31 protein-coding genes and 4 tRNA genes are annotated in these 24,561 nt (G+C 62.7%); 16 read left to right on the top strand and 19 right to left on the bottom strand.

What is annotated here, in order from left to right; all coding sequences use genetic code 11:
* Positions 1-78: 78 nt before the first annotated feature.
* The 6 genes from PNI01S_RS22480 to PNI01S_RS22505 form a co-directional block, all read right to left on the bottom strand.
* Positions 79-1,077, bottom strand: a complete 999-nt coding sequence (locus PNI01S_RS22480; RefSeq protein WP_084359213.1) for a glycosyl transferase family protein — start codon at positions 1,075-1,077, stop codon at positions 79-81.
* Positions 1,074-1,409, bottom strand: coding sequence for a TusE/DsrC/DsvC family sulfur relay protein (locus PNI01S_RS22485; RefSeq protein ID WP_037009948.1), 336 nt, complete (start codon positions 1,407-1,409; stop codon positions 1,074-1,076). Before PNI01S_RS22485 ends, PNI01S_RS22480 begins: the two co-directional genes overlap by 4 nt.
* A complete protein-coding gene (tusB, locus tag PNI01S_RS22490) occupies positions 1,406-1,708 on the bottom strand; it encodes a sulfurtransferase complex subunit TusB (RefSeq protein ID WP_084359215.1) in 303 nt (100 codons plus the stop codon). The genes PNI01S_RS22485 and tusB overlap by 4 nt, the downstream gene beginning before the upstream one ends.
* On the bottom strand, positions 1,708-2,067 hold the full coding sequence (gene tusC, locus PNI01S_RS22495) for a sulfurtransferase complex subunit TusC (protein WP_084359217.1): 360 nt from the start codon (positions 2,065-2,067) through the stop codon (positions 1,708-1,710). The genes tusB and tusC overlap by 1 nt, the downstream gene beginning before the upstream one ends.
* Positions 2,067-2,459, bottom strand: a complete 393-nt coding sequence (gene tusD / locus PNI01S_RS22500; protein ID WP_065085202.1) for a sulfurtransferase complex subunit TusD — start codon at positions 2,457-2,459, stop codon at positions 2,067-2,069. The genes tusC and tusD overlap by 1 nt, the downstream gene beginning before the upstream one ends.
* Before the next feature lie 115 nt (positions 2,460-2,574).
* Positions 2,575-3,240, bottom strand: coding sequence for a Bax inhibitor-1/YccA family protein (locus tag PNI01S_RS22505; protein WP_024765156.1), 666 nt, complete (start codon positions 3,238-3,240; stop codon positions 2,575-2,577).
* A gap of 134 nt (positions 3,241-3,374) precedes the next feature.
* Here PNI01S_RS22505 and PNI01S_RS22510 point away from each other — a divergent pair.
* The 8 genes from PNI01S_RS22510 (at position 3,375) to PNI01S_RS22545 (ending at position 7,819) form a co-directional block, all read left to right on the top strand.
* Positions 3,375-3,462 (top strand) — tRNA-Ser (locus PNI01S_RS22510).
* Positions 3,463-3,655: 193 nt separating this feature from the next.
* A complete protein-coding gene (locus PNI01S_RS22515) occupies positions 3,656-3,919 on the top strand; it encodes a hypothetical protein (protein ID WP_226045085.1) in 264 nt (87 codons plus the stop codon).
* Between the two features lie 337 nt (positions 3,920-4,256).
* Positions 4,257-4,901 carry a response regulator transcription factor GacA gene (gene gacA / locus PNI01S_RS22520; RefSeq protein WP_084359220.1) on the top strand — a complete coding sequence of 215 codons (645 nt, stop codon included), beginning with the start codon at positions 4,257-4,259 and terminating at the stop codon, positions 4,899-4,901.
* A gap of 2 nt (positions 4,902-4,903) precedes the next feature.
* Complete coding sequence (gene uvrC / locus PNI01S_RS22525) at positions 4,904-6,730, top strand: excinuclease ABC subunit UvrC (RefSeq protein ID WP_038803805.1); 1,827 nt, start codon at positions 4,904-4,906, stop codon at positions 6,728-6,730.
* Between the two features lie 33 nt (positions 6,731-6,763).
* Entirely contained in the window at positions 6,764-7,324 is a 561-nt protein-coding gene (gene pgsA / locus PNI01S_RS22530; RefSeq protein ID WP_024767418.1) for a CDP-diacylglycerol--glycerol-3-phosphate 3-phosphatidyltransferase, read from the top strand.
* A gap of 68 nt (positions 7,325-7,392) precedes the next feature.
* A tRNA-Gly gene (locus tag PNI01S_RS22535) sits at positions 7,393-7,468 on the top strand.
* Between the two features lie 36 nt (positions 7,469-7,504).
* Positions 7,505-7,578: transfer RNA gene (locus PNI01S_RS22540), tRNA-Cys, on the top strand.
* Positions 7,579-7,733: 155 nt separating this feature from the next.
* Positions 7,734-7,819 (top strand) — tRNA-Leu (locus PNI01S_RS22545).
* Between the two features lie 100 nt (positions 7,820-7,919).
* On the opposite strand, the gene PNI01S_RS22550 is transcribed toward PNI01S_RS22545, so the two are convergent.
* Together PNI01S_RS22550 and PNI01S_RS28530 are read right to left on the bottom strand one after the other, a co-directional pair.
* Complete coding sequence (locus PNI01S_RS22550) at positions 7,920-8,285, bottom strand: DUF3509 domain-containing protein (RefSeq protein ID WP_024767164.1); 366 nt, start codon at positions 8,283-8,285, stop codon at positions 7,920-7,922.
* Between the two features lie 177 nt (positions 8,286-8,462).
* A complete protein-coding gene (locus tag PNI01S_RS28530; protein ID WP_099051257.1) occupies positions 8,463-8,627 on the bottom strand; it encodes a hypothetical protein in 165 nt (54 codons plus the stop codon).
* Positions 8,628-8,782: 155 nt separating this feature from the next.
* Between PNI01S_RS28530 and PNI01S_RS22555 the strand changes: the two genes are divergently transcribed.
* Together PNI01S_RS22555 and galU are read left to right on the top strand one after the other, a co-directional pair.
* Positions 8,783-9,154, top strand: coding sequence for a LexA family protein (locus tag PNI01S_RS22555; protein WP_024767165.1), 372 nt, complete (start codon positions 8,783-8,785; stop codon positions 9,152-9,154).
* Between the two features lie 203 nt (positions 9,155-9,357).
* Positions 9,358-10,197 carry a UTP--glucose-1-phosphate uridylyltransferase GalU gene (gene galU / locus PNI01S_RS22560; protein ID WP_024767166.1) on the top strand — a complete coding sequence of 280 codons (840 nt, stop codon included), beginning with the start codon at positions 9,358-9,360 and terminating at the stop codon, positions 10,195-10,197.
* A gap of 66 nt (positions 10,198-10,263) precedes the next feature.
* Here galU and PNI01S_RS22565 read toward each other — a convergent pair whose 3' ends face one another.
* Entirely contained in the window at positions 10,264-10,695 is a 432-nt protein-coding gene (locus tag PNI01S_RS22565; RefSeq protein WP_084359224.1) for a VOC family protein, read from the bottom strand.
* Positions 10,696-10,783: 88 nt separating this feature from the next.
* Between PNI01S_RS22565 and gorA the strand changes: the two genes are divergently transcribed.
* A complete protein-coding gene (gorA, locus tag PNI01S_RS22570; RefSeq protein ID WP_065085206.1) occupies positions 10,784-12,142 on the top strand; it encodes a glutathione-disulfide reductase in 1,359 nt (452 codons plus the stop codon).
* 64 nt (positions 12,143-12,206) lie between these two features.
* Here gorA and PNI01S_RS22575 read toward each other — a convergent pair whose 3' ends face one another.
* Positions 12,207-13,205 (bottom strand): bile acid:sodium symporter family protein, encoded by a 999-nt coding sequence (locus PNI01S_RS22575; RefSeq protein ID WP_065085207.1) that lies wholly within the window; start codon positions 13,203-13,205, stop codon positions 12,207-12,209.
* 98 nt (positions 13,206-13,303) lie between these two features.
* Entirely contained in the window at positions 13,304-13,639 is a 336-nt protein-coding gene (locus PNI01S_RS22580) for an ACT-like domain-containing protein (protein ID WP_084359226.1), read from the bottom strand.
* Positions 13,640-13,771: 132 nt separating this feature from the next.
* Here PNI01S_RS22580 and PNI01S_RS22585 point away from each other — a divergent pair, with 132 nt between their 5' ends.
* Complete coding sequence (locus PNI01S_RS22585) at positions 13,772-14,245, top strand: Lrp/AsnC family transcriptional regulator (RefSeq protein ID WP_084359228.1); 474 nt, start codon at positions 13,772-13,774, stop codon at positions 14,243-14,245.
* Between the two features lie 31 nt (positions 14,246-14,276).
* Here the strand turns inward: PNI01S_RS22585 and PNI01S_RS22590 are convergent, their stop codons facing one another.
* Positions 14,277-14,783: a DUF1993 domain-containing protein gene (locus PNI01S_RS22590; protein ID WP_024767171.1), complete on the bottom strand. Its 507-nt coding sequence runs from the start codon at positions 14,781-14,783 to the stop codon at positions 14,277-14,279.
* 88 nt (positions 14,784-14,871) lie between these two features.
* Positions 14,872-15,585, bottom strand: a complete 714-nt coding sequence (locus PNI01S_RS22595; protein ID WP_037009886.1) for an endonuclease — start codon at positions 15,583-15,585, stop codon at positions 14,872-14,874.
* Positions 15,586-16,030: 445 nt separating this feature from the next.
* Here PNI01S_RS22595 and PNI01S_RS22600 point away from each other — a divergent pair, with 445 nt between their 5' ends.
* Positions 16,031-16,402 carry a hypothetical protein gene (locus PNI01S_RS22600; RefSeq protein ID WP_143514268.1) on the top strand — a complete coding sequence of 124 codons (372 nt, stop codon included), beginning with the start codon at positions 16,031-16,033 and terminating at the stop codon, positions 16,400-16,402.
* 6 nt (positions 16,403-16,408) lie between these two features.
* Here the strand turns inward: PNI01S_RS22600 and PNI01S_RS22605 are convergent, their stop codons facing one another.
* Positions 16,409-16,591, bottom strand: coding sequence for a hypothetical protein (locus PNI01S_RS22605; RefSeq protein WP_024767173.1), 183 nt, complete (start codon positions 16,589-16,591; stop codon positions 16,409-16,411).
* 112 nt (positions 16,592-16,703) lie between these two features.
* Positions 16,704-17,018, bottom strand: a complete 315-nt coding sequence (locus tag PNI01S_RS22610; RefSeq protein ID WP_024767174.1) for a hypothetical protein — start codon at positions 17,016-17,018, stop codon at positions 16,704-16,706.
* A gap of 222 nt (positions 17,019-17,240) precedes the next feature.
* On the opposite strand from PNI01S_RS22610, the gene PNI01S_RS22615 reads away from it, so the two are divergent.
* Positions 17,241-17,621 (top strand): hypothetical protein, encoded by a 381-nt coding sequence (locus PNI01S_RS22615; protein WP_024767175.1) that lies wholly within the window; start codon positions 17,241-17,243, stop codon positions 17,619-17,621.
* A 224-nt stretch (positions 17,622-17,845) separates the two neighbouring features.
* Positions 17,846-19,231, top strand: a complete 1,386-nt coding sequence (locus tag PNI01S_RS22620; protein WP_038803669.1) for a CoA transferase — start codon at positions 17,846-17,848, stop codon at positions 19,229-19,231.
* On the opposite strand, the gene PNI01S_RS22625 is transcribed toward PNI01S_RS22620, so the two are convergent.
* The 4 genes from PNI01S_RS22625 to PNI01S_RS22640 form a co-directional block, all read right to left on the bottom strand.
* A complete protein-coding gene (locus PNI01S_RS22625; protein WP_024764398.1) occupies positions 19,218-19,784 on the bottom strand; it encodes a flavin reductase family protein in 567 nt (188 codons plus the stop codon). The two genes, PNI01S_RS22620 and PNI01S_RS22625, sit on opposite strands and share 14 nt — an antisense overlap.
* Positions 19,785-19,805: 21 nt before the next feature.
* Complete coding sequence (locus tag PNI01S_RS22630; protein WP_024764399.1) at positions 19,806-20,723, bottom strand: bestrophin family protein; 918 nt, start codon at positions 20,721-20,723, stop codon at positions 19,806-19,808.
* 170 nt (positions 20,724-20,893) lie between these two features.
* The gene (gene mmsB, locus PNI01S_RS22635) at positions 20,894-21,769 is read right to left on the bottom strand and encodes a 3-hydroxyisobutyrate dehydrogenase (RefSeq protein WP_024764400.1); all 876 of its coding nucleotides are present in this window, start codon (positions 21,767-21,769) and stop codon (positions 20,894-20,896) included.
* 138 nt (positions 21,770-21,907) lie between these two features.
* Complete coding sequence (locus PNI01S_RS22640; protein ID WP_024764401.1) at positions 21,908-23,416, bottom strand: CoA-acylating methylmalonate-semialdehyde dehydrogenase; 1,509 nt, start codon at positions 23,414-23,416, stop codon at positions 21,908-21,910.
* Positions 23,417-23,549: 133 nt separating this feature from the next.
* On the opposite strand from PNI01S_RS22640, the gene PNI01S_RS22645 reads away from it, so the two are divergent.
* A complete protein-coding gene (locus PNI01S_RS22645) occupies positions 23,550-24,446 on the top strand; it encodes a LysR family transcriptional regulator (protein ID WP_024764402.1) in 897 nt (298 codons plus the stop codon).
* Positions 24,447-24,561: the final 115 nt, after the last annotated feature.

The following is a 24,561-nucleotide window of genomic DNA, read 5'->3' on the forward strand; positions in this document are numbered from 1 at the left end:
CCAGAAAGCGGGAAGATGGGACCAGTCTATCGGCTCTGGCTCGATTGTTTAGCGCAAAAACAGGATTCCAGCTATCGACTAAATCGATCTGTTGCGCTCAGTCCAGCGTTTATCGGCCTCTGCGAAGGCTTCGTCTCGCTGCAGCCCGAGCGCGCGCAAGGCCAGGGCCATTGTTGCGCGGACGGCCAGCTCGCCGTAGACGTCCTCTGCGTCGCCGCGCCAGACCGCGGCCAGATGCTGCGGGTCGAGGCTTTCCGGTTTGACGTGACGCAGCGGTGAAAGCGCGGGCCATTCTTCGTCCCAGTCATTGCCATCGCGGCAGCCGTACAGGTACGAAGAGGCGTCCGGGTTCACTTCGATCTCGCCGCCTTCGCCTTTGATGACGATGGCGTAGTCGCCCAGCAGCCGGCTGCCTTCGCGGTGTACGGCCTGGTAGCCGGGATGGAAGATGCTTTGCAGCACGCAGGTAGCGCCCAGCGGGTTGATCAGGCGCACCGAGGAATGAATGGGTGAGCGCAGGCCGAGGGTATTGCGCAAGTCGATCATTCGCTGCAGTCGCGGCATCCAGTCCACCAGCGGGGCGAAGGCGACACCCTGGGCATCCAGCGCCTGACTGACCGAGGCCCAGTCGCGGCACAGCGGCAGGCCCAACGGCTCCAGCAGTTGTTCGGTGTAGAGGCGGCCCGCGGTGTGGGCGCCCGCGCCATGCAACAGGATGCGGGTGCCGCTGCCGCCCAGGCATTTCGCTGCCAGCAGGTACCAGGGCAGGTGGCGCTTTTTGCCGGCGTAGCTGGGCCAGTCCAGGTCCACGGCGATCTTCGGAGTTTGCAGGCGCTCGCGCACCGCTTCAGTGAAGCCAGCCAGTTCCTCGGCGCTCTCTTCCTTGTGCCGCAGCAGCATCAGGAAGGCGCCCAGCTGCGCCTCTTCGACCTTGTCGTCGAGAATGAAGCCCAGCGCTTCGCGGGCCTCCTCGCGGGTCAGGCCGCGTGCACCGCGCTTGCCTTTGCCGAGGATGCGGACGAACTGGGCGAAGGGGTGTTCGGCGGGTGTCTGCAGGACGAGCGGGGCGGCGGTCATAGGCAATTGGTCGGCTTCGGCAGGCCGGCGAGCTTGGCGGCAAGCTTGGCCGGGGTGCCCTTGAACAGGAGGTTGAGGTGCAGGCTGCTGCCCTTTTCCGCGCCCAGCTTCTGGGCTACGTATTTGATCAGCGGGCGGTTGGCCGGCGAGAGCTGGAACTCGCCGTAGAACTCGCGCAGCAACAGGAGGATTTCCCAATGCTCGGGGGTCAGGTGGATGCCTTCGTTGTGGGCCAGGGCTTCGGCGGCGGCGGCGCTCCAGTCGTTCAGGTCGGCGAGGTAGCCGTCCTTATCCAGCGGCAGGGCTTGGCCATTGACCAATAGGGTGCTCATAGCCAGGCGTTCACCTTGTCGAAGCGGGTGCAGAGTTCGACGAAGCCGAGGTAGTCCACGCTGTCGACTCGGGAGGCGAGGGCGTCGAGCCCGCGCGCTTGCAGGTCTTCCTGCAGCGCAAACAGGGAGTTGCTTGCCGGCAATTGCTCCAGCGCCTGCGCCGGCTGCGTACCTGTGCGGAGCGCGTATACCGCGTCCCCGGTCAGCATGATGCCGTCATCGGCGCCCAGCAGGCGCAGGCAGCTGTCGAGCCGACTGTCATTGAAGGGGGAGTGCGAGAGCAGGTGGAGGGTAGCCATCAGATCGTGATCACCTGGTCGTGGGTTTGCAGCAGGCCGCGAAGGGCGTTGTCATCCAGCACCTGTGTGGCCAGCGTGAGGCTGCTGGCGTCCAGGCCGCGCTCGGTCAGGCTGTGCGCGCTGGCATAGAGATCCTCGACGCCAAAAAGCGGCAAGGCCTGCAGATTGGCTTGCAGGTCTTTTTGCTCAATACCGGCAGGGCGATGGTCGGGTGCCAGCTGGAACACGCCGTCATCAAGGAAGAGCATTGAGATCGGCAGGTCGAACGCGCCGCCGGCCAGAGCGATATCCAGCGCCTCGCGGGCAGCGGGGCCGGCCCAGGGAGCCTGGCGGCTGATGATCAGCAGGGACTTGGCCATCAGTTGCCTCCAAAGCAGATCAGGCGGTCCGCCTGTTGCGCCGCTTCATGCAACTGGCCGAGGCCGGAAAGATCCCAGGGTGCCTGCAAGTTGGCGGCGGGACGGGAGTAGCGGCTGGCTTCCTCGCTATTCAGCACGCCGCGGCGCAGCGCTGCGGCGATGCAGACAACGCCGTCAAGCTGGTTGTCGGCAACGAAGCGCGTCCAGGCCGCCGCAACATCCAGTTCATCCTGGCTGGCCACGGTGTTGGCCGCGGCACTGTGCACTCCGTCCTGATAGAAGAACAGTCGGGAGATATCGTGGCCGCCGGCCAGCGCAGCTTCGGCGAAGCGCAGGGCGCGCCGGGCGGCTGGCGAGTGCGGTGGGGAGAAGAGGGCGATGACGAACTTCATGGAGCTGGCCTTGGCGGCGAATTTTCGCAGGATGATACGGCGCTGCGCCTTTTTTTGCCGCGCCTGACATGAAAAAAGCCCGTCGAAACGGGCTTTTTCCGTGGCGCTGTGTTGATCAGTCGTCGCTGCCCATGATGCCGAAGATCTGCAGCAGGCTGATGAACAGGTTGTAGATCGACACATACAGGCTGATGGTCGCCATGATGTAGTTGCGCTCGCCACCGTGGATGATCGCGCTGGTCTGGAACAGGATCATCGCCGAGGAGAACAGCACGAAGCCGGCGCTGATGGCCAGTTGCAGGCCGCTGATCTGGAAGAACAGCGAGACCAGCACGGCGCCCAGCAGGACGAAGAAGCCTGCGGTGATGAAGCCGGACAGGAAGCTCATGTCCTTGCGGGTGGTCAGCACGTAGGCGGACAGGCCAAAGAACACCAGGGCGGTCATGAAGAAGGCGGAGGAAATGATGCTCGCGCCATTGGCCATGCCCAGGTACATGTTCAGGATCGGGCCGAGGGTGTAGCCCATGAAGCCGGTCAGGGCAAAGGTGCTGACCAGGCCCCAGGCGCTGTTGCGCAGCTTCACGGTGAGGAAGAACAGGCCATAGAAGCCGAGCAGTACCACGAAGAAGCTCGGGTACGGCAGGCGCATCTGTTGCGAGGCGAAGGCTACCAGGCCACTGAAGGCCAGGGTCAGGGCCAGCAGGCCGTAGGTATTGCGCAGGACGCCGCTGACCTCTTTCTGCTCCACGGCTGTGGAGTCGAGATATTGCCGTTCTTGCATGTCGTGACACTCCTGTTAAGCGGGATACGGATCCATGACCGTAGTGATGCTTATCATAACAGAGGAAAAAGCGCGCTGAATCATCAGAGTTTGACAGTGTGTTGCGATCCGGTAATATTGCGGCCCGCTCATGTGGAAGCGTGGCCGAGTGGTTTAAGGCAACGGTCTTGAAAACCGTCGACGGGCAACTGTCCTAGAGTTCGAATCTCTACGCTTCCGCCACTATTACAACGTTGAAAGCCCCGCAATGCGGGGCTTTCGCGTTTCTGCGGTGGGTTGCTTTAAGGGTTCGACCTCCGAATACGCATCGCACAAGTTAAACAGCGTCGGAAAAGTCAGTCATCCCGGTAGATGTTTCTGTAGGGCGATGATTGTCTCAGTTAAACTTAAAGTTCCTCTTCTCGGAAAACCCTGAATGAACCAAGTCGAAGATCTCGAGCGGCAGATGCGCGAAGCGCTGGGCGTAGCTCCGAAGAAAGTGAAAACCACTCGGGAAGTCAGCAACCCCATGAGGGGTTACCTGATTGTTCTCAGTGTGCGAGGCGCAAGCGGGCCCGCATTTCGCTTCGAGCACCGCTCACGTTCGTTGAGCCGTACCGAGGCCATCCTGGAGGCGGAGAAAGCCGCGCGCGCCGCAGGCTACAAGCCCTGGGCCCTGCTGGACGCCGTCGAGGCCTGAGCCGCATGAGCGCGGTGACGCCATGGGGCATCCGTCGGTCGCCGATATGGCGTGGCAATCCCGCGCGATGGATGTCGAGCCGATAGCGTCTATCAGATGGAAAACTCCGGCGATGGCTCCAGCTTCTTACAGCGCAATAGGTTACCGGTACGGCCGTCCTAGACGCTTCGCCAAGCATCTGTCAGCATTTACCCCTCCTGCGCAACGTATCTCTGGCGCTTGCATTTTGGCGAACCGCTTCCAGGCTAGGTCGTAAGGCTGCTTTCTGTTAAGGTTCGGCAATTGTTCGAAGTCCCTTTTCGGGTCTCACCATTCCATTCTGCTCAAGGGGTGCTGCGTGATTAAGGTGCTGGTGGTCGATGATCACGATCTGGTGCGCACCGGAATTACCCGCATGCTGGCTGATATCGATGGCCTGCAGGTCGTTGGGCAGGCCGACTCCGGTGAGCGTGGGCTGCAGCTCGCTCGCGAACTCAAGCCTGACGTCGTCCTGATGGATGTGAAGATGCCCGGCATCGGCGGTCTCGAAGCCACCCGTAAGCTGTTGCGCAGCCAGCCCGATGTACGCGTCGTGGTGGTGACGGTATGCGAGGAAGACCCGTTCCCGACCCGTCTGATGCAGGCTGGTGCTGCGGGATATCTCACCAAGGGTGCAGCGCTGGATGAGATGGTCCAGGCGATACGCCAGGTTTTTGCCGGTCAGCGCTACATCAGCCCGCAGATTGCCCAGAACCTCGCGCTGAAGTCCTTCGAGCCGGAAAGGAACGCATCGCCATTCGATACCCTGCCCGAGCGTGAAATCCAGATCGCGCTGATGATCGCCAACTGTCACAAGGTGCAGAGCATCTCGGACAAGCTGTGCCTCTCGCCCAAGACTGTGAATACCTACCGCTACCGCATCTTCGAGAAGCTCTCGATCACCAGTGACGTCGAACTGGCGTTGCTGGCTGTCCGGCACGGCATGGTCGACGCCAGTAACTGATCATGGTGCAACCGTTCGATTCGGCGGCTTTCCTTGCCACCTGCAGCGGGCGGCCGGGCGTTTATCGCATGTTCGACGTCGACGCAAAGTTGCTCTACGTCGGCAAGGCGAAGGACCTCAAGAAGCGTCTCTCCAGCTACTTCCGCAAGACTGGCCTGGCGCCAAAGACGGCCGCCCTGGTGGCGAAGATCGCCCAGGTCGAGACCACCATCACCGCCAACGAAACCGAGGCGCTGCTGCTTGAGCAGACGCTGATCAAGGAATGGCGGCCGCCCTACAACATTCTGCTGCGCGACGATAAATCGTATCCGTACGTCTTCCTGTCGAGCGAGGATCAGTATCCGCGTCTGACCATTCACCGCGGCGCGAAGAAGGCCAAAGGACGGTACTTCGGGCCTTATCCGAGCGCTGGCGCCATTCGCGAAAGCCTGGCGTTGCTGCAGAAGGCCTTCTTCGTGCGCCAGTGTGAGGACAGCTACTACCGCAACCGCACGCGCCCGTGTCTGCAGTATCAGATCAAGCGCTGCAAGGCGCCCTGTGTCGGACTGGTGAGCGAGGAGGAGTACGCCGAAGACGTACGCCACTCGATCATGTTTCTCGAAGGGCGCAGCAATGTGCTGGCCGAGGAGCTCTCCACCAACATGGAAGCGGCGGCGATGCGCCTGGACTTTGAAAAGGCGGCGGAGCTGCGCGATCAGGTGCAGATCCTGCGCCGCGTGCAGGACCAGCAGAGCATGGAGTTCGGCACTGGTAACGTCGATGTGGTGGCGGCCATCGTTACGCCGGGTGGCGCATGCGTACACCTGATCAGCGTGCGGGGCGGTCGAGTGCTGGGAAGCAAGAACTTCTTCCCGCAGGTGGCGATCGAGGAGGAGGTGGGCGATGTCCTGCTGGCCTTCCTTGGGCAGTACTACCTCAGTCATCACGAGCGCGATCTGCCGAACGAGCTGATCGTCAATGCCGTGCACGAAGACTTCCCCATCCTGGCTTCCGCCATCGAGGCATCACGTGGGCGGCTGCTGGAAATCAGTCACCGCGTGCGTGCTACCCGCGCCCGCTGGCAGCAGCTTGCCGTGACCAACGCCGAGCAGGCGCTGGCGGCACGCCTCGCCAATCGACAGCACATGGCTGCGCGCTTCGATGCGCTGGGAGAGGCGCTGGACCTCCCCGAGCCACCGCAGCGGCTCGAGTGTTTCGATATCAGCCATTCCAGTGGCGAGGCGACGGTGGCGTCCTGTGTGGTCTTTGGCCCCGAAGGCGCACTGAAGTCGGACTATCGCCGCTTCAATATCGAGGGCATCACTGGCGGCGATGATTACGCCGCCATGCACCAGGCGCTGACCCGCCGCTTCAGCCGATTGAAGGAAGGCGAGGGCAAGATGCCCGATATCCTTCTGGTGGACGGCGGCAAGGGGCAACTGGCGATGGCTCAGGAGGTGCTTCAGGAACTGGCGGTAGTCGGCCTGACGCTGCTAGGGGTCGCCAAGGGCGTCACTCGCAAGCCTGGTCTGGAAACCCTTTACCTCAATGATGCCGAGCACGAATTCACCTTGCCCGCTGACTCACCGGCGTTGCACCTGATCCAGCAGATCCGCGACGAAGCGCACCGCTTTGCCATCACCGGTCACCGTGCACGGCGGGGCAAGGCGCGACGCACCTCCACATTAGAAGACGTCGCTGGCGTCGGGCCCAAGCGCCGGCGCGATCTGCTCAAGCATTTCGGCGGGTTGCAGGAATTGGGCAGAGCCAGTATCGATGAAATTGCCAAAGCCCCCGGCATCAGCAAAAAGCTGGCAGAGCAGATTTATGCAGCACTGCACAGCGAGTAGAATGCCGGCTCAACTCGCAGACCTTCCGACCCGATGAATATCCCGAACCTGCTCACACTGCTTCGCGTTCTGCTCATCCCGATCTTCATCCTGCTGTTCTATCTTCCGTTCCCGGCCAGCCATCTGGCCGCCAGTGCCGTCTTTGCCCTTGCTGCCGCCACCGACTGGCTGGACGGCTACCTGGCGCGACGGCTGGGGCAGAGCACGCCCTTCGGTGCCTTCCTCGATCCGGTGGCAGACAAGCTGATGGTCGCTACCGCGCTAGTGCTGTTGGTGGAGGAACACGCGAATCTGTGGCTGACCCTGCCGGCCGTTATCATCATCGGTCGCGAGATCGTCGTTTCCGCGCTGCGCGAATGGATGGCAGAGATCGGGGCTAGGGCGCACGTGGCGGTATCCAGCCTGGGCAAATGGAAAACGGCGGCGCAGATGCTGGCGCTGGTCATTCTCCTGGCCAATCCACCGTTGATGACTTTCTGGGTCCTGGTGGGTTACGCGCTGCTCATTGTTGCCGCCATCCTTACCCTGTGGTCGATGCTGCACTATCTCCTGGCTGCATGGCCGCACCTGAACACTACCCCAAAAGAGAAATAAGTATTTTTGAATCAAGGAGTTGACAGGCATTTCCAAATCGTTAGAATGGCGCCCGTCAACACGACAACGCGGGAATAGCTCAGTTGGTAGAGCACGACCTTGCCAAGGTCGGGGTCGCGAGTTCGAGTCTCGTTTCCCGCTCCAGATTTTCGATGATTCACCTTGAGTCATCCGTGTTACGGCTGAGTAGCAGAGTGGTTATGCACCGGATTGCAAATCCGTGAACGCCGGTTCGATTCCGACCTCAGCCTCCAATAGAAAAGCCCTGTAAATCGAAGATTTACAGGGCTTTTTCTTTAACTGCCCGCTGCGGGAGTTGCCAGGTTCGGCAACTTGCGCAGATGAGTTGGGGCTGTATATAGTCCAGCCCTTTCCGGGCGCATGCCTGGATACGCTACAACGCGCTGCCGCCCGGATGGCGAAATCGGTAGACGCAGGAGACTTAAAATCTCTCGCCCTTTGGGCGTGCCGGTTCGAGTCCGGCTCCGGGCACCATTTCCCATCTCCCCGAATCATTGCAGTTTGCATGTCTGAATCGAGGCGAGCGCCATACATGAAAAACCCGGCCTAGGCCGGGTTTTTCATTTTCAGCGATTCAGGCTCCGATGTGCGCCATCGAGCGCAGTTTTGCGCCGGCCTTGACGATGCGGCGCTGGCGCAGGGGGCCGCTGGCCTCATAAAAATTCTGCAGCGGTACTTCTTCCTTGAAGTGATCGGCGTCCTGCTCCTGCAGCGGGCCGTATTCGGTTGCCAGATCGCGGCGGATGCGACCTACCAGGCTAGTTAGGAGCTCTTCGTTGCGTTGTTCTTCCAGTCGCACCACCCGACAGGCGATGTGTTCACCCGCTTCCTTGCTCAACGTCATGATCAGATTGCCGTCCGGTCGAGCGGTGAAACTCACTTCGAAATCGGAAAAGACCTGGCAGAGATATTGGGCGGCAGGCAGGCGGTCGATTGGCATGGCGTCGTCCTCGGCAATGTGTGGGTGGATTCATCCCTTTCATTGCAGGGTGCGTACCAATCTCGAATAAATTAAAAATCCTTTAAAATCAAATAGTTAAAAATAATCCGCGTCTCGCTTTCCATGCAGCCTGCAAGGTGTGGCGCAAATGCAATGGCATTTTGCACGATGGCGACTCTAGTGCGGGAGGAGGTGACGCCTCGGTGAAGCGGTTTTTGCCTTGTGCTTGAACTTCTGCATGCGGGCGCGGCGCATGGGTACGCGCAGGATGGCCCACAGCGTGACCAGTGCCAGCAGGACCCAGCCGAGAATCATGAGTGTGACGAACGTGCCTGGATTCATCTTGATATCCTCACCCCTCCCTAAGGGTAGTCCACCGCCAACGGCTTACTGTCCTTTCGGTTGAGCGGCAATCTCTTCGTAGGTTCCATTCAATGGCTTGCCGGGCTGGCAGGTATCTGATATCTGTATTTATATACAGTATTCGGAGAAAGGTCATGCAACAAGCCATTCTGGATGTCCAAGATGTGATGCAGTCGGGCGCAGGCGTTGCGGCCACCGCAGTGCTTCTGCATACCTACATAGTCCGTGCGTGTGGCGAAGAGATGACGCAGGCGGGCATTCACGACAGCGACCTGTTGCTGGTCGACCGTTCCGAATTGGCGGCGCCGGGTGAGATCGTGGTGGCGGCACTGAACGGTGAGGCGCTGATTCGCCGGCTCGCCATCATCGATGGCTGTTTCGCTCTCCAGGCAGCGAGCGATGGCTTTCCCACCTTGAAGGTCGAGGAGGGAGATGAGCTTTCGATCTGGGGCGTGGTGCGGCAGCGGCTTTGCGGGAGCGACGTGGCGCAAGGAGCGAGAGCATAGAAAGGGCGCGGGCAGGACCGGGATGCTGCCCATTTGCCATTAAGTTCGAGAACTAAACTGGCAATCCGGTGGTCAGATGCGCGTGTCATCGGTTTCAAGTGCGCGGAAGTGTCGTGCAGCTTGCAATCCGGGGCATTGTAAGGCGGACGCAGCCTGATTAGACTGCGCGCAACTCGCACCCCTGTCCCTCTCGAAGGACTCCCATGATCAAGAAATGTCTGTTCCCGGCCGCCGGCTACGGTACCCGCTTCCTCCCGGCCACCAAGGCCATGCCCAAGGAAATGCTGCCGGTGGTGAACAAGCCGCTGATCCAGTATGCCGTTGAAGAGGCGCTGGAAGCCGGTCTCGGCGAAATCGGTATCGTCACTGGCCGTGGCAAGCGCTCGCTCGAAGACCACTTCGACATCTCCTATGAGCTGGAGCACCAGATTCGCAACACCGACAAGGAAAAGTACCTGGTCGGTATTCGTCGCCTGATCGACGAGTGCACCTTCTCCTACACCCGCCAGGTTGAAATGAAGGGCCTGGGCCACGCGATCCTGACCGGTCGCCCGCTGATCGGCGACGAGCCCTTCGCTGTCGTGCTGGCGGACGACCTGTGCCTGAACCTGGAAGGCGACAGCGTCCTCAAGCAGATGGTCAAGCTGTACAACCAGTTCCGCTGCTCCATCGTGGCAATCCAGGAAGTGCCGCCGGAAGAGACCAACAAATACGGTGTGATCGCCGGCGAGATGATCCGCGACGACATCTACCGCGTGAACACCATGGTCGAGAAGCCCAAGCCCGAAGATGCCCCGTCGAACCTGGCGATCATCGGCCGTTACATCCTGACTCCGGATATCTTCGACCTGATCGAGCAGACCGAGCCGGGCAAGGGCGGTGAAATCCAGATCACCGACGCTCTGATGAAGCAGGCCCAGGACGGTTGCGTACTGGCCTACAAATTCAAGGGCAAGCGCTTCGACTGCGGTAGCGCCGAGGGTTACATCGAGGCGACCAACTTCTGCTACGAGCACCTCTACAAGACTGGCAAGGCCTGGTAATTCCGGACCTTTCCGCTCTTTGAGAAAGCCACCTTCGGGTGGCTTTTTCGTGTGTGCAGCCGGGCATCACATCGAGCGCGGGATTGGCATGGCCTCCGATCCCGGCCCGAGTGGCTGCCCATAACTGAACTCGACGTAGTTGCCCGCCGGGTCGCGCAGTCCGCAGTAATAACCCACCGGGTAAGGCTCTGCCCGGGGTGCCCAGATCAGGCAGCCGGCCGACTGGGCATCCCTGGCGATACGGTCGACTTCCTCGTGGCTGTCCACCGCGAAGCCGAAGTGGCTGTAGTCATCGCTGGCCAGGTGCCGCGCCTGCCCGCCTGGCATGATGACGAAGATGAAGCGGTGCTCCTTGCCGGGCTCCGCCATCCAGACAATGCGTGACCCCTTGCCTTCGCGCTGGTGGATGATGCGCATACCGCAGAAGCGCTCGTAGAACGCTATGCAGGCCTCAAGATCAGGTACGTGCAGGGCCAGGTGGGTCAGGGATGGGCGCATGGCGAATACTCCTTTGGCAGCGTCTGATGGCAGGATAGGTCAGGCGTCATGAGGTATGCTGCCTGTCATATCCAAGCGGAGATCCATGATGTCTTTCGATTTCGACCTGTTCGTCATCGGTGCGGGTTCCGGCGGTGTGCGTGCTGCGCGCTTTGCCGCGGGCTTTGGCGCCAAGGTGGCCGTGGCGGAAAGCCGCTACCTGGGCGGTACCTGCGTCAACGTCGGTTGCGTGCCGAAGAAGCTGCTGGTGTACGGGGCGCATTTCCATGAGGACTTCGAGCAGGCTGCCGGCTTTGGCTGGACCCTGGGTGAGGCGAAGTTCGACTGGCCGACACTGATCGCCAACAAGAATCGCGAGATCCATCGCCTCAATGGCATCTACCGCAATCTGCTGGTGAACAGCGGCGTCACGCTGCTGGAGGGACATGCCAGGCTGCAGGATGCGCACACCGTGGAAGTCGACGGCCAGCGTTTCCGTGCCAAGCACATCCTCATTGCCACCGGTGGCTGGCCGCAGGTGCCGGACATTCCCGGCAAGGAGCACGCGATCTCTTCCAATGAGGCCTTCTTCCTCAAGGAACTGCCGCGTCGGGTGCTGGTGGTCGGCGGCGGTTACATTGCCGTGGAATTCGCCGGCATATTCCACGGCTTGGGGGCGCAGACTTCGCTGCTGTACCGCAAGGATTTGTTCCTGCGTGGCTTCGATCGCAGCGTGCGCGAGCACCTGCGCGACGAGCTGACGAAGAAGGGGCTGGACCTGCAGTTCAACAGCGACATCGCACGCATCGACAAGCAGGCCGACGGCAGCCTGGCTGCGACGCTCAAGGATGGTCGCGTTCTGGAGGCGGATTGCGTGTTCTACGCAACCGGCCGCCGTCCGCAACTGGACAACCTGGGCCTGGAGAATGTCTCGGTCGAGCTGGATGATCGTGGTTACATCAAGGTCGATGAGGCCTATTGCACCAGCGAGCCATCGATCCATGCCATCGGTGATGTGATCGGCCGGGTGCAGTTGACCCCCGTGGCACTGGCCGAAGGCATGGCGCTGGCGCGCAAGCTGTTCCGCCCGGAGGAATACCGCCCGGTAGACTACAAGCTGATTCCCACCGCTGTATTCAGCCTGCCCAACATCGGCACGGTCGGCCTGACCGAAGATGAAGCGCGCAGCGCCGGACACCGGGTGAAGCTGTTCGAGAGCCGTTTCCGTCCGATGAAACTGACGCTCACCGAGTGCCAGGAACGGACCCTGATGAAGCTGATTGTCGATGCCGACACCGATAAGGTGCTGGGTTGCCATATGGTCGGCCCGGAAGCCGGAGAAATCCTCCAGGGCATCGCCATTGCGCTCAAGGCTGGAGCAACCAAGCGGGTGTTCGATGAAACCATCGGCATTCACCCGACCGCGGCGGAAGAGTTCGTGACGCTGCGTACCCCGGTCGGTGCCTGACGGCGCTGGCGGAAATGAAAAAGCCGGTGCAGATGCACCGGCTTTTTTTGCGGGCGGGGCGCCGTCAGTTGGCGCGCTCCAGCGGTGCGTGGCCGTCTTCCTGGCGCTGGGAGTAGCGCTGGGCGAGCACGGCGCAGACCATCAGCTGGATCTGGTGGAACAGCATCAGTGGCAGCAGGATCACGCCGACGGTGCTGCTGGCGAACAGCACCGAGGCCATGGGCACGCCGGTGGCGAGGCTCTTCTTCGAGCCGCAGAAGATGATGGTAATCCTGTCTTCCAGGGAGAAGCCCAGCCAGCGCCCCAGCAGGTTGGTGGCGACCAGCGCCAGTGCCAGCAGCACGCAGCAGGCCACGACCAGGCCGGCCAGCGCCGGAAGCGGAACCTGGTGCCACAGGCCCTGAATGACGGCGGCGCTGAAGGCGGTGTAGACCACCAGCAGAATCGATCCCTGGTCCACGTAGCGCAGGACCGGCTTGTGCCGCTCCACCCAGGCGCCGATCCACGGGCGCAGCAGCTGGCCGGCAATGAAGGGCACCAGCAGTTGCAGGGTGATCTTGCCGATGGCGTCCAGCGTCGACATTCCGGTATCGCCATGGGCGCCGATCAGCAACTGCACGAGCAGCGGCGTGACGAAGACGCCCAGCAGGCTGGAGGCCGATGCGCTGCAGATAGCCGCCGGGATATTGCCCCGTGCCAGCGACGTGAAGGCGATAGCCGATTGCACGGTGGCGGGCAGGGCGCAGAGATACAGCATGCCCAGGTACAGGTCCGGGGTCACCAGGGGCGACAATGCGGGCTTGAGCGCCAGGCCGAGCAGGGGAAAGAGGATGAAGGTGCAGGAGAATATCAGCAGGTGCAGCCGCCAGTGGGTGGCGCCGGCGATGATCGCCTGGCGCGACAACTTGGCACCGTGAAGGAAGAACAGCAGCGCGATGCCCAGGTTGGTGATCCAGCCGAAAATCACGGCAGCGGTGCCTTCGCAGGGCAGCAGGCTGGCAACGGTCACGGTGGCGATCAGCGCCAGGGTGAAGTTGTCGGGGAGCAGGCGTGGGCGAGCCATGGGCACATCTCTCGTCGTTGTTGTGTGTGAAAGACCACAAAGGTCAGGTTCGCACTCTAAGCCTGCGAGGATGTGCCGGCTAACGCCAGAAAGTCAGCTTATGTCGCTGAAAGGACAGTTTCTGCTCCCTGCACATGCAGGTCCACCGAGCACACGCTGACCATTCCGCGCATGCGCTGGGCGATCACCTCGGCGCGATAGCGCGGCAGCGTGTTCACGCGCAGGGCGATGTCCAGCCAGTCTTCCCGACGGGAGGATTCCACCTCGGCCGGTACGTGGCCCTGCAGTGCAAACTGGTTCAGCAGGCGACAGAGAATGTCGGCATCGATCTCGGCGCGAATCAGGTAGCGCACGTCGGCGGCCACTTCGGTGGGGACGGGGCGGTCTTGTGGGAGCGGGGAGAGTTCGACGAGTTGGAGTGCGGGGAGCGTCATGGCGGCTGGCCGATGCAGGAGAGGTGAAGAATATTCTGCGGGCGCGCCGGAGGAATTATTTGCCTGATTTCTGCAATAGGTGACTTATTTGTGCATTAATAAGTCTTTCTTGCTGATATTTGAGATTTGTATATGCCCATATCGCTGGATGCCCAAGACCGCAGGATCCTCGAGTTGCTGCAGGAGGAGGCAACGCTTTCGACGGCCCAGATCGCTGAGCGCATCGGCCTGTCGCAATCGCCGTGCTGGCGCCGAATTCAGCGATTGAAGGACGAGGGTGTGATCCGCAAGCAGGTGACTCTGCTGGATCGCAAGAAGATCGGCCTGAACACCCAGATATTCGCCCAGGTGAAACTCAACGCCCATGGGCGCAATCACCTGACGGATTTTGCGCAGGCCATGCAGGAGTTCCCCGAGGTGCTGGAGTGCCACGTCCTGATGGGCGCGGTCGACTTCATGCTGCGCATCGTGACGGAGGATGTGGAGGCTTACGAGCGCTTCTTCTTCGAGCGACTGTCCCAGGTGCCGGGCGTGCAGGAGATCAACTCCATCGTGGCGCTCTCGGAGATCAAGTCCACCACCACGTTGCCCCTGCCGCGCGGCTGAAAAGGCGCCGGGATGCCGGCGCCCAGGGCGGTCAGACGCCGCCGAGATAGTCCATCTTGCCGACTTCCACGCCATTGTGGCGGAGGATGTCGTAGGCCGTGGTGATGTGGAAATAGAAGTTCGGGTTGACGAACCCGAGCAGGAAGTCCGAGCCCTTGAAGCTGACTTCGCGAGTACGCAGCTTCAGCTCGATGGTGCGGTTTTCGGCGCCTTCGAACTGCTCGGGCTTCAGGGACTTGAGGAAGTCGATGGTCTTCGCGATGCGCGCTTGCAGCTCTGCGAAGGTGGTTTCGTCATCGGCGAAGCTCGGCACCTCGACACCGGCCAGGCGCGCGCCGGCGCCTTTGGCGGAGTCGGAGGCTATCTGCACCTGGCGCCCCAGGGCGAACATGTCCGGGGCGAGACGGGCGTTGATCAGGACGGAAGGGTCGATGGACTTGGCTTCGGCATGGGTGGCGGCCTTGGCGAGAATCGCCGAGAGATTGCCGAGCATGCGGATGAAGACGGGAACGGAAGCCTGGTAGATCGAGAGGGACATGCTGCGTACTCCAGACAGATGAAGGTGAGCTCGTCACGGTGGACGGCCGTCGGAGTCTACTGCGGGTATCTGCGGCTGTCGCCAGGCTTCAGCGCCAGGCCACTTTCGGCGCCGGACAGCGATCGTTCTCGATCGGGCCGACGTAGGGATTGCCCCAGCCCATTACGCAGCCGACCATCTGGTTGCGCTGGCGCTCCCAGGCTTCCACCGGGTACTGCTTGCTCCAGGCGGTGAACAGTTGGCGGTCCTGGTTGGAGAGCTTCAGGCCGTAGCGGTCGCTCATATAGAAGTAGGTGCGGGCGATCATGCCGCGAATCTGCGGGCGGGGCATGGCCTTGCGTGCCTTGAAATCCACCACCATCGGGCAGGCGCCGTACTGCGAGGGCTTTTGCTGCAGCCAGCCGAAGCTGTAGTTGGCGCGGTCGCCGTTCACCTCGCCGATGCTCGGCACCAGGTTGTGCAGGTCCGCCTCGGCCTTCTGGTACACCCGGTCATTGCGCGAGCAGTTCTTGCGCCCGCCGCTCTGCCAGCATTGGCGCTGGTGGCCGATCACCCAGGCGGGAACGATGTGCTCCCACTCGATGCGCGAGGCGCGGTTGGCATTCTTGCGCGGGGTGTAGCCGCAGCTCTTCAGGTCGACCTTGGTGCCGTTGTAGCGGCAGCCGCAATAGAACTCCACCGATTGGCGGGCGTACAGCTTGCGCCCGACCTTCTTGGCTTCCTCGAAGGTGCGCGGGGCGGCAGCAGAGGCAACGGTGGGAACAGCGAGGATCAGCAGCAGGGCCAGGCAGCGTCCGAACATGAGGCATTCCTTACGAAAGTCGCTGCATCTTACTGATTGAGAAAGAATTGCCAATCGTGGCAATGGAATGGCAAGGCTGTGGCGTGACGAGAAACGCCCGACGTGGTGCGCAGGGCTTATGGCGACTGGGAACGCTTGGCAATGGAGCTTCCAATCTTTTCAACTTGCTTCATAAATGACTCGTAACATCATGATTTTAAAGTAAATTAATTTTTATAAATTACTTTAAGAACAAGCGCTATTACGATGTTTTAATGAGTTTTCCCCTGCTGCGGGTGGCGGCCGCATCTGTCGTGCATCTTGCGGGGCATATATCAGAGATTTGATATCAATATATTCTTGCAAGTCATTGATATAAAAAGATTAAATTTATCTGTTTGCGCGGCCTGCTCGAGGTGCACAAGGCTTGGTAAGCTGAACCTTTCCGTCATCCGGGATGATCATCATGATTGAGCGCAGAACCTTGGCGGCCATCGCCTGCTTCGCACTGGCGATGCCAGCCTTCGCGCAGAAGTTCACCGGGCAGGAGGCGCAATCGCAAAGTACGCCGCGCTATCAGAACCAGACGCAATGGCAGCAGTCGCCGCCGGTGATCCAGCGCATCTATGTCAGCCCGGGGGCAAGCGGTAGCGTAGGCAGCTCGTCCAGCTGGCAACGCAATGACAGCTATGGTGGCGTGCGGGTGCCCAGTGGCTACGGCGAGACGCGTTCGAACTCGGTCATCATCGACCAGGGCAGCGGCGGCATCCGACAGAGCATCGAATACCCCAATGGCGCGGTCTATCCGCGAGGCAACGGCAATTATCAGCAGCAGTGAGCCGGGTCAGTCGACCAGGTCGTCGCGCGTCAGGCGGGATTTACGCAGGCCGCCGTGGCTGTAGAACAGCCCGGTATCGCCGCGCCAATGGAAGAGTGTGGCGAGAAACGCCGAGCTGACCCGGCCCACATCCCAGCTACGGAGTTTGCGGTAGGCCCAGAGCCAGCTGTCGTCGGAAGAGGCGCTCATGGAATCGTCCTTGATTCGGCAAGCGGGAAAAGTGCATGGGACATTAGTGCGCCTGATAGGCCTTCGCAAGTCGCTGCTCCCGCAACCGCAACCTGCGAAAACGCCTGCGCACTCAGGCAGTGCTGAGCGCCTTCGATTCCTCGACGTACTCCTTCAGCCAGCGCAGCACCTCCACGGCATCCCAGCGGCTGGGGTCGAACATGGCGTAGGCCTGGCCCTGGTAACCCACCACATCCAGCGGGCGGTGATAGCCGGCGCGCTGCATCAGGGCCTCGATTTCCGCGAAGCACAGGTTGAAGTGGGTACGGCTGAAAGGCGTCTTGCCCTCTGTGACCAACCCCTCCAACAGCAGTTCCGCCACGGCCTCGCTGACTTCCTCGATGGCCATGTGGTTCACGGTGTACTTCAGCTGATGGATACTCACCATCGCTTGCTCCTCAATGGGTTTCAGGCCCATGCCCTGTGATTCGAGGTGATCGACGTAGCTAATGGACTATGGCCTTTCGTCGAGGTTTAAAAAATTTTCGCAAAATACTGTATGCATGAACAGTATTTTCTCCTAGTATCCCTCTCGCGGTCTGACAGAAACCTTGAAGTGCCCGTCGCCAGTGGCCTGGCGGGCATTGCTCGACGAACAGGAGCGATGGCGATGCTGCAGAAACTGATGCTTTGTGCCGGTCTGGCGATGCTTGCGGGTTGCGCCCAGCCCCAGGCGGATGTCCCGCGCGCCAATGGCGCCTACCTCATCATCGAGGGCAAGGAGGCCTGGGCCGTTCTGGTGGCTGACGGCAAGCGCATCGAGGAGCGCGGCACGGTACGCGATGCCATCCGTCTGCCGAAGGAGCGCTCGGCGATCGCTGCCAGCTACGTGATCGACACGCCCAACTGCGGGCGCCTGCAATGGTTGACCGAAGGCGAGGGCGACTCCACCGTGCGGCTGTCCCCGCAGGGCGAAGCGGACGACCTTTCGGGCTGCCGGATCAGCGATGGGCTCAGCCGCGTCTGGACCGCGCTGGACTATTCGAGCTGAGCATCAGCTTCCAGAAATCCGATCTCCGACAAAATGTTTCGGCTGGCCCTCTCTTCACGTTTTTTTCACACCCAGGGGCAGAGGATGAAAACCAGCTAAGGGATTAGCTCCCCATCGAAAAGCCCGCTTGATTGCGGGCTTTTTATTGCCTGCCGACCAAGGTCGGCTCGCCCGCCAGACGCTCTGCGGCTAAGGTGAAGCTCCACGGAAAGGCGGAGATAGAGATGCAGCGGGTTCTTGCGGAACGACTTTGGACAGCCCTCGGCGGCCAGGCCGAACGCCTGAGCCACCTGGCCCCTCGCAGCGAAGGCTCCCTGCCTTCGGCATTCTTCGTCACCGAGCTGGCCGCCGCCAGCATCGCCAGCGCCGGGCTGGCACTGGGCGAGTGGCTGGAGCCGGAAGGTGGCACGGCGACCTCCATGGTCGTGGACCGCCGTTTGGCCTCCTTCTGGTTCTCCACCTCCTTGCGGCCTCAGGGCTGGACAGTGCCCGACCTCTGGGATGCCATTGCCGGTAACTACCGCACACGCGACGGCTGGATTCGCCTGCACACCAATGCGCCGCACCACCGCGCCGCCGCACTCCGGGTCCTCGGCGTCGAGAATCAGCGCGATCAGGTCGCCAGCGCGGTGGCCGGTTGGGCGGCGGGCGAGCTGGAACTGGCGATCGTCAGGGAGGGCGGCTGCGCGGCCGAGATGCGCTCATGGGATGCCTGGAAACAGCACCCGCAAGGCATCGCCGTGGCTCGCGAGCCTCTCGTGTTGCGCGATATCCAACTGGTGTCCGGACCCTCCCTGGACATCGAGATCGACCGCGAACGCCCGCTGGCCGGCCTGCGGGTGCTGGATCTGACCCGTGTACTGGCCGGCCCGGTCGCCACCCGATTCCTCGCCGGCTTCGGTGCCGAGGTACTGCGCATCGACCCGCCGGACTGGGATGAGCCCGGCGTGGTGCCGGAAGTCACCCTGGGCAAGCAGTGCGCGCGGCTGGACCTGCGCCAGCCGGCAGGTCGCGAGCGTTTCCAGGCGCTGCTCGCCAGCGCCGACGTTCTGGTCCACGGCTATCGGGCCGATGCCCTGGAACGCCTGGGTTTCGGTGCCGACGTGCGCCGCACCATCGCACCGGGGCTGGTGGACGTCAGCCTGAATGCCTATGGCTGGTCCGGCCCATGGTGCGAAAGACGCGGCTTCGACAGCCTGGTGCAGATGAGCAGCGGCATTGCCGAAGCTGGGCGCGTGTGGCGTGGCGAGGAAAAGCCCGTACCCTTGCCCGTTCAGGCGCTCGACCACGCGACCGGCTACCTGATTGCTGCCGCCGCCTTGCGCGGGCTGGCCGAGCGCCGGCGCAGCGGCCGGGGCAGCCGTTGGCGGCTGTCGCTGGCGCGGACAGCGCAGTTCCTGCTGGAGGCGGGTGCCGCGCCGCCAAGCCAGGCGGAGCTGGGGGCGGAAACCGCGGCCGATCTGGCGCCGGGCATCGAAGCCACGCCCTGGGGCCATGCGCGCCGCCTGCGCCCGCCGTTGCAGGTCGCCGGTTCGCCGCTCTTCTGGGAGTTGCCGGCCTCCGAGCTGGGCTCGGCGCCGGCCGCCTGGCAGCCGGTCAGCCCCGGCTGACCTGGAACGCCTCGCCAGTGGCGAAGAAGGCGCCGCCGGCCTGGTAATGGATCGTGCGCAACTCGTCGCTGGGGAAATGCCAGCGACCGTTGGAGAAGGCGCGCTCATCGGCGTAGGCGGCGACCACCTCGGCGATGAACAGGTCGTATTTCTCCTGGTTGTGCGGCTCGCTGATCACCTTGCATTCCAGGTAGGCGATACAGCCATCGACCACCGGTGCGTCGACCTGCTTCGCACGCGAAACGCCAATGTCCAGTTGCTCGAACTTGTTGCCCTCGCCGCCGTTGCTCGATCCCACCGCCAGGGTCAGCTCGGCCTGCTGGCGCGTTGGCAGCTGGATGACGAAAGCGCCGGAGCCTTCCACCAGATGACGTGACCAGGTGTTGCGGTCGAGCACCAGCATCAGCTTGGGCGGGTCGAAGTCCAGCGGCATGACCCAGGCGGCGGCCATGACGTTGGCCGTGCCCTGGTGCTCGCAGGTGACGATGGTGCTCGGGCCGTGGTTGAGCAGCAGGTAGGCCTTGTTCAGCGGTACGTCTTTCAGATGGCTCATTCTCGGGTCCTCAGGGCTGGCTCAGAGCAGCAGGCCATCCACCGGTTTCAGCGGTTCGGGCAGGTCGGTTTCACCGAGGATTTCCAGCACGGTGATTTCCAGGTTGCGGCTCATGGCGTCCAGCGGCAGATCGTTGGGTTGGGTATCGAACGGGTCGGCAATCTGGTCGCCCAGGGCATCCAGGCCGAAGAAGGTGTAGGCCAGCACGCAGACGGCCAGCGGAGTGAACCAGCCGATGCTGTCCACCAGGCAGAAAGGCAGCAGGAAGCAGTAGACGTGCACGATGCGGTGCAGCATCAGAATGTAGGGGTAGGGAATCGGCGTGTTGCTGATCCGCTCGCAGCCGCCCAGCACGTACGACAGGCGGGTCATCTGCTGGTCGATGGCGGCCAGGGTGATGTCGCTGGCGCCCGCCGCGCGGCCCTGGTCGGCGAAGCGCTGGCCAAGGTCCGCCAGCAGGGCGTTTGCCGGGTTGCGGCGATGGGCGAATGCCGCGGCGGCGTCGCCCAGCACACGTTTCACGTCGTCGCCTTGTTCGGTGCCGCGCAGCTGGTCGCGCAGGGTGTAGCCGAAGGCGATCAGCGGCTTGCACAGCTGGCGGCGGCCATCGGCATCGAGGTCGGGCAGCAGCGAACGGGTCTGCCGCGCCAGGTTGCGCGTCACGATCAGCAGCTCGCCCCAGAGCGTGCGCGCCTCCCAGAAGCGCTGGTAGGCGACGTTGTTGCGAAAGCCGAGGAAGATCGCCAGTGTCAGGCCCCAGAGCGTGAACGGCGTAGAGGTGATGATCACCTTGTAGTGGTAGAGCGTGCCGTGGGTGGCCACCACCAGGGAACTCAGCAGCACGGTGTAGAGCACCTTGCGCCAGATGGCCGGGATGATCGATCCCTTGAGCGAGAACAGCAGGACCCAGAGTGTCGGGGTTTGCGGGCGGAGGATCATGCGGCGGCATCCGGTGGGGCGGAGCGCGCATGATAGCCGAGATGAAGGCTTGGGCGACGTGTCGCGGAGTGGGACCTTTGTAGGGGCGAGCCTGCTCGCGAACCGGCCTCGAAGCGAAGAGGTTCGCGAGCAAGCTCGCTCCTACAGAAAAGCGGAACGCCCTGGCGGACCTAGCCCTGTTGGTACAGCTTCACGATCGCCGAGAAGTCCAGCTGGCCGTTGCCCTGGTTGCTGAAGGTCTGGAACAGCTGCTGGGCCAATGCGCCAAGCAGCACCGGCTGGCGGATCTGTCGCGCGGCCTCGCTGGCCAGGCCCAGGTCCTTGAGCATCAGGTCGGTGCCGAAGCCGCCGCTGTAGCCGCGCGCCGCCGGGGCCCCGGTGAGCGGGTTGTTGATCTCCGAGGCCCAGCAGCGGCCGCTGGAGGTGTTGATGATGCCGGCCAGCACTTCGGCGTCCATACCCAGCTTCACGCCCAGGGACATGGCTTCCGCTACGCCGATCATGGAGATACCCAGCAGCAGGTTGTTCGCCACCTTGGCCACCTGGCCGTTGCCGGCGCCACCGCAGTGCACGAGGTTCTTGCCCATGGCGGCCAGCACCGGGCGGGCGCGCTCGAAGTCGGCCTGCTCGCCGCCGACCATGAAGGTCAGGGTGCCCGCTGCGGCGCCAGCCGTCCCGCCGGAAACCGGGGCATCGAGCATGGGGTTGCCGTGGGCGAGGGCGGCGGCGGAGACCTCGCGGGCGTTCAGCGGGTCGATGGTGGACGAATCGATCAGCAACACGCCGGATTGCACGTTGGCCAGCAGGCCATCGTCGCCGAGGAACACCTGCTTCACATGGGCGGCGGCCGGCAGCATGGTGATGATCACCTCGACGTCGTCGCGAGCCACTTCGGCTGGCGAGCCGAGCGCGCGTGCGCCCAAGGCTACGGCGGCCTCCACGGCCTTGGCGGAAAGATCGAAGACGCTCAGGTCGAAGCCGGCCTTGAGCAGGTTGGCGGCCATGGGCCCGCCCATGTTGCCGAGTCCGATGAAACCGATGCGCATGGGGATTTCCTCTTCTTCTTGTACTGGAAGCGCTCCGTGGTCGGAGCGCCGGAAAGGGTGCCCGCCCGCGTGGTGCCGAATCCGGACCAGCATCCCTGCTGAAGTCCGGGCCGGCTCGGGGCAGGCGGGCGGGCAGTCTTACTTCAGATTGATGGTGGTGTTCACCGCACCACCGACCTCATTCTCGTCGAACCAGCGTTCGGTGACGGTCTTGGTCTGGGTGTAGAACTGCACCACCTGCTTGCCGTATGGGCCGAGGTCGCCGAGCTTGGAGCCGCGCGAGCCGGTGAAGGAGAACAGCGGTACCGGCACCGGGATCGGCACGTTGATGCCCACCTGGCCGACGTCGATTTCCTCCTTGAAGTGCCGTGCGGCAGCGCCGGAGCGGGTGAACAGCGCGGTGCCGTTGCCGTTGGGGTTGGCGTTGATCAGCTCGATGGCCTCGTCGAAGGTCTTGACCGACACGACGCAAAGCACCGGGCCGAAGATTTCCTCGCGGTAGATGGTCATCTGCGGGGTAACGCCGGAAAACACGGTCGGGCCGACGAAGTTGCCCTTGCCGTAGCCGACGACCTGCGGATTGCGGCCGTCCAGTTCCAACGTGGCGCCTTCCTGGGTGCCGCGCTCGATCAGGCCGCTGACGCGGTCCAGCGCCGCGCAGGAAACCAGCGGGCCGACGTCGGTGTTGGCCTCGGTGCCGCCACTCACTTTCAGGGTCCTGGCCTTGGCGACCAGGTCGGGAATCCATTCGTTGGCTTCGCCCACCAGGATCGCCACCGAGACTGCCATGCAGCGTTGCCCGGCGGCGCCGAAAGCTGCGCCGGCAATGGCGTTCAGCGTCTGTTCCTTATTGGCGTCGGGCAGCACCACGGCGTGGTTCTTCGCGCCCATCATGCACTGCACGCGCTTGCCGGCCAGCGAGGCGCGGTTGTAGACGTGGGTGCCGACACGGGTCGAGCCAACGAAGGAGACGGCCTTGATGTCCGGGTGATCGCAGATGGCGTTCACCACGTCCGGGCCGCCATGGATGACGTTCAGTACACCCGGCGGCACGCCGGCCTCATGGGCCAGTTCGACCAGGCGCATGGTCACCATCGGGTCCTGTTCGGAGGGCTTGAGGACGAAGGTGTTACCGGTGGCAATCGCCATCGGGAACATCCACAGCGGGATCATCGCCGGGAAGTTGAAGGGGGTGATGCCGGCGCACACGCCGATGGGCTGCAGGATCGTGAAGGTATCCACACCGCCGGCCACGTTGTTGGCCAGCTCGCCCAGTTGCAGGTTGCCGATGGCCGAGGCGTGCTCGACCACCTCCAGGCCGCGGAACACGTCGCCTTCGGCGTCGGGCAGGGTCTTGCCCTGTTCGGCGGTGAGGATGGCCGCCAGTTCCTTCATGTTCTCGCGGATCAGTTGCTGGTACTTGAGGAAGATTCGTGCGCGGGCGCCGATGGGGGTCTTCTTCCAGGTCTTGAACGCGGCCTTGGCGCTGGCCACCGCGCGCTCGACTTCTTCGGGCGTGGCGAAGGGCACGCGGGCGAGGACTTCCTGGGTGGCGGGGTTGATCACGTCGCGCCATTCGGCGGTGGTGGACTCGACGGGCTTGCCGTCGAGGAAGAGTTTGACGGTCGGGACGGCAGGTGCAGTCATCGTGGTTCTCCCAGCCTGAAGGCTTTGTTCTTGTGTGGTCCGATCCTAACAGTGCATTTTTGATGTGCTCAATGAGGTGATGTGCAAGTATGGTCTGCATTTTTGCAGATAGAGGGCGCACACAGGAGCGCACATGGACTGGGACAACCTGCGGTTTTTCCTCGAACTCTCTCGTGCCGGCAAACTCACGGTAGCGGCGCGGCGCCTGGGCGTGGACCACACCACGGTGGCCCGGCGCCTGCAGGCACTGGAAAAGAGCATCGGCGCACAATTGCTGGTGCGCGAGCCCGCCGGCTATCGGCTGACCGAAGCCGGACATGGTCTGTTGCCCCAGGCCGAGGCGATGGAAAGCGCCTGCAAGGTGATCGAGAAACGCCTGGCCGGTACCGAGGACAACCTCTCCGGCAAGGTGCGCATCGGCGCTACCGAGGGCTACGGTTCGACGCTGCTGACCTCGCAGCTGGTGGAGCTGAACCAGCGCCACCCGCACCTGGGCGTCGATTTGCTGGCGGTGCCGCGTGCGCTACAGCTGTCACGTCACGAGGCGGACATCGTGATCACCCTGGAGCGGCCCGGTCGCGGTCCTTACTTGATCACCCGGTTGACCGACTACGTGCTGCGGCTCTACGCCTCGAAGGACTACCTGGCCGAACGCGGGCCGATCCGCACGCGCGACGACCTGCGCGAGCACGCGCTGGTGGGCTATGTCGACGACCTGCTGTACAGCAAGGAACTGCAATACCTCGACGAGATCGGCCGGCCGTTGCACATGGCGCTGCGCTGCACCAGCATCCTCGCCCAGCAGCGGGCGGTGGCGGAGGGCGCGGGTCTGGCGATCCTGCCGGCGTTCGCGGCGAGCGAAGACCCGTCGCTGCAGCCGGTGCTGGCTGGCGAGATCGAGTTCGTGCGGACGTTCTGGATGCTGATGCCCACGGAGCTCAAGGACATCGCGCGGATGCGCACGACCTGGGACTTCCTGCGGGAGAAGGCCGAGAGCAGCCAGGAAGTGTTGATGGGACGGAAAGCGTAGGGCGCGTGAATCGGTACGATTCATCCGCCGTATGCAGGACGACGGGTAACGCTTGGGGCGATATGCGTCCTACGGGATGCGCGGTCTACAAAGAAAACGGGCGGCCAATGGGCCG

It is taken from the genome of Pseudomonas nitroreducens NBRC 12694 (assembly GCF_002091755.1).
Lineage (GTDB): Bacteria > Pseudomonadota > Gammaproteobacteria > Pseudomonadales > Pseudomonadaceae > Pseudomonas > Pseudomonas nitroreducens.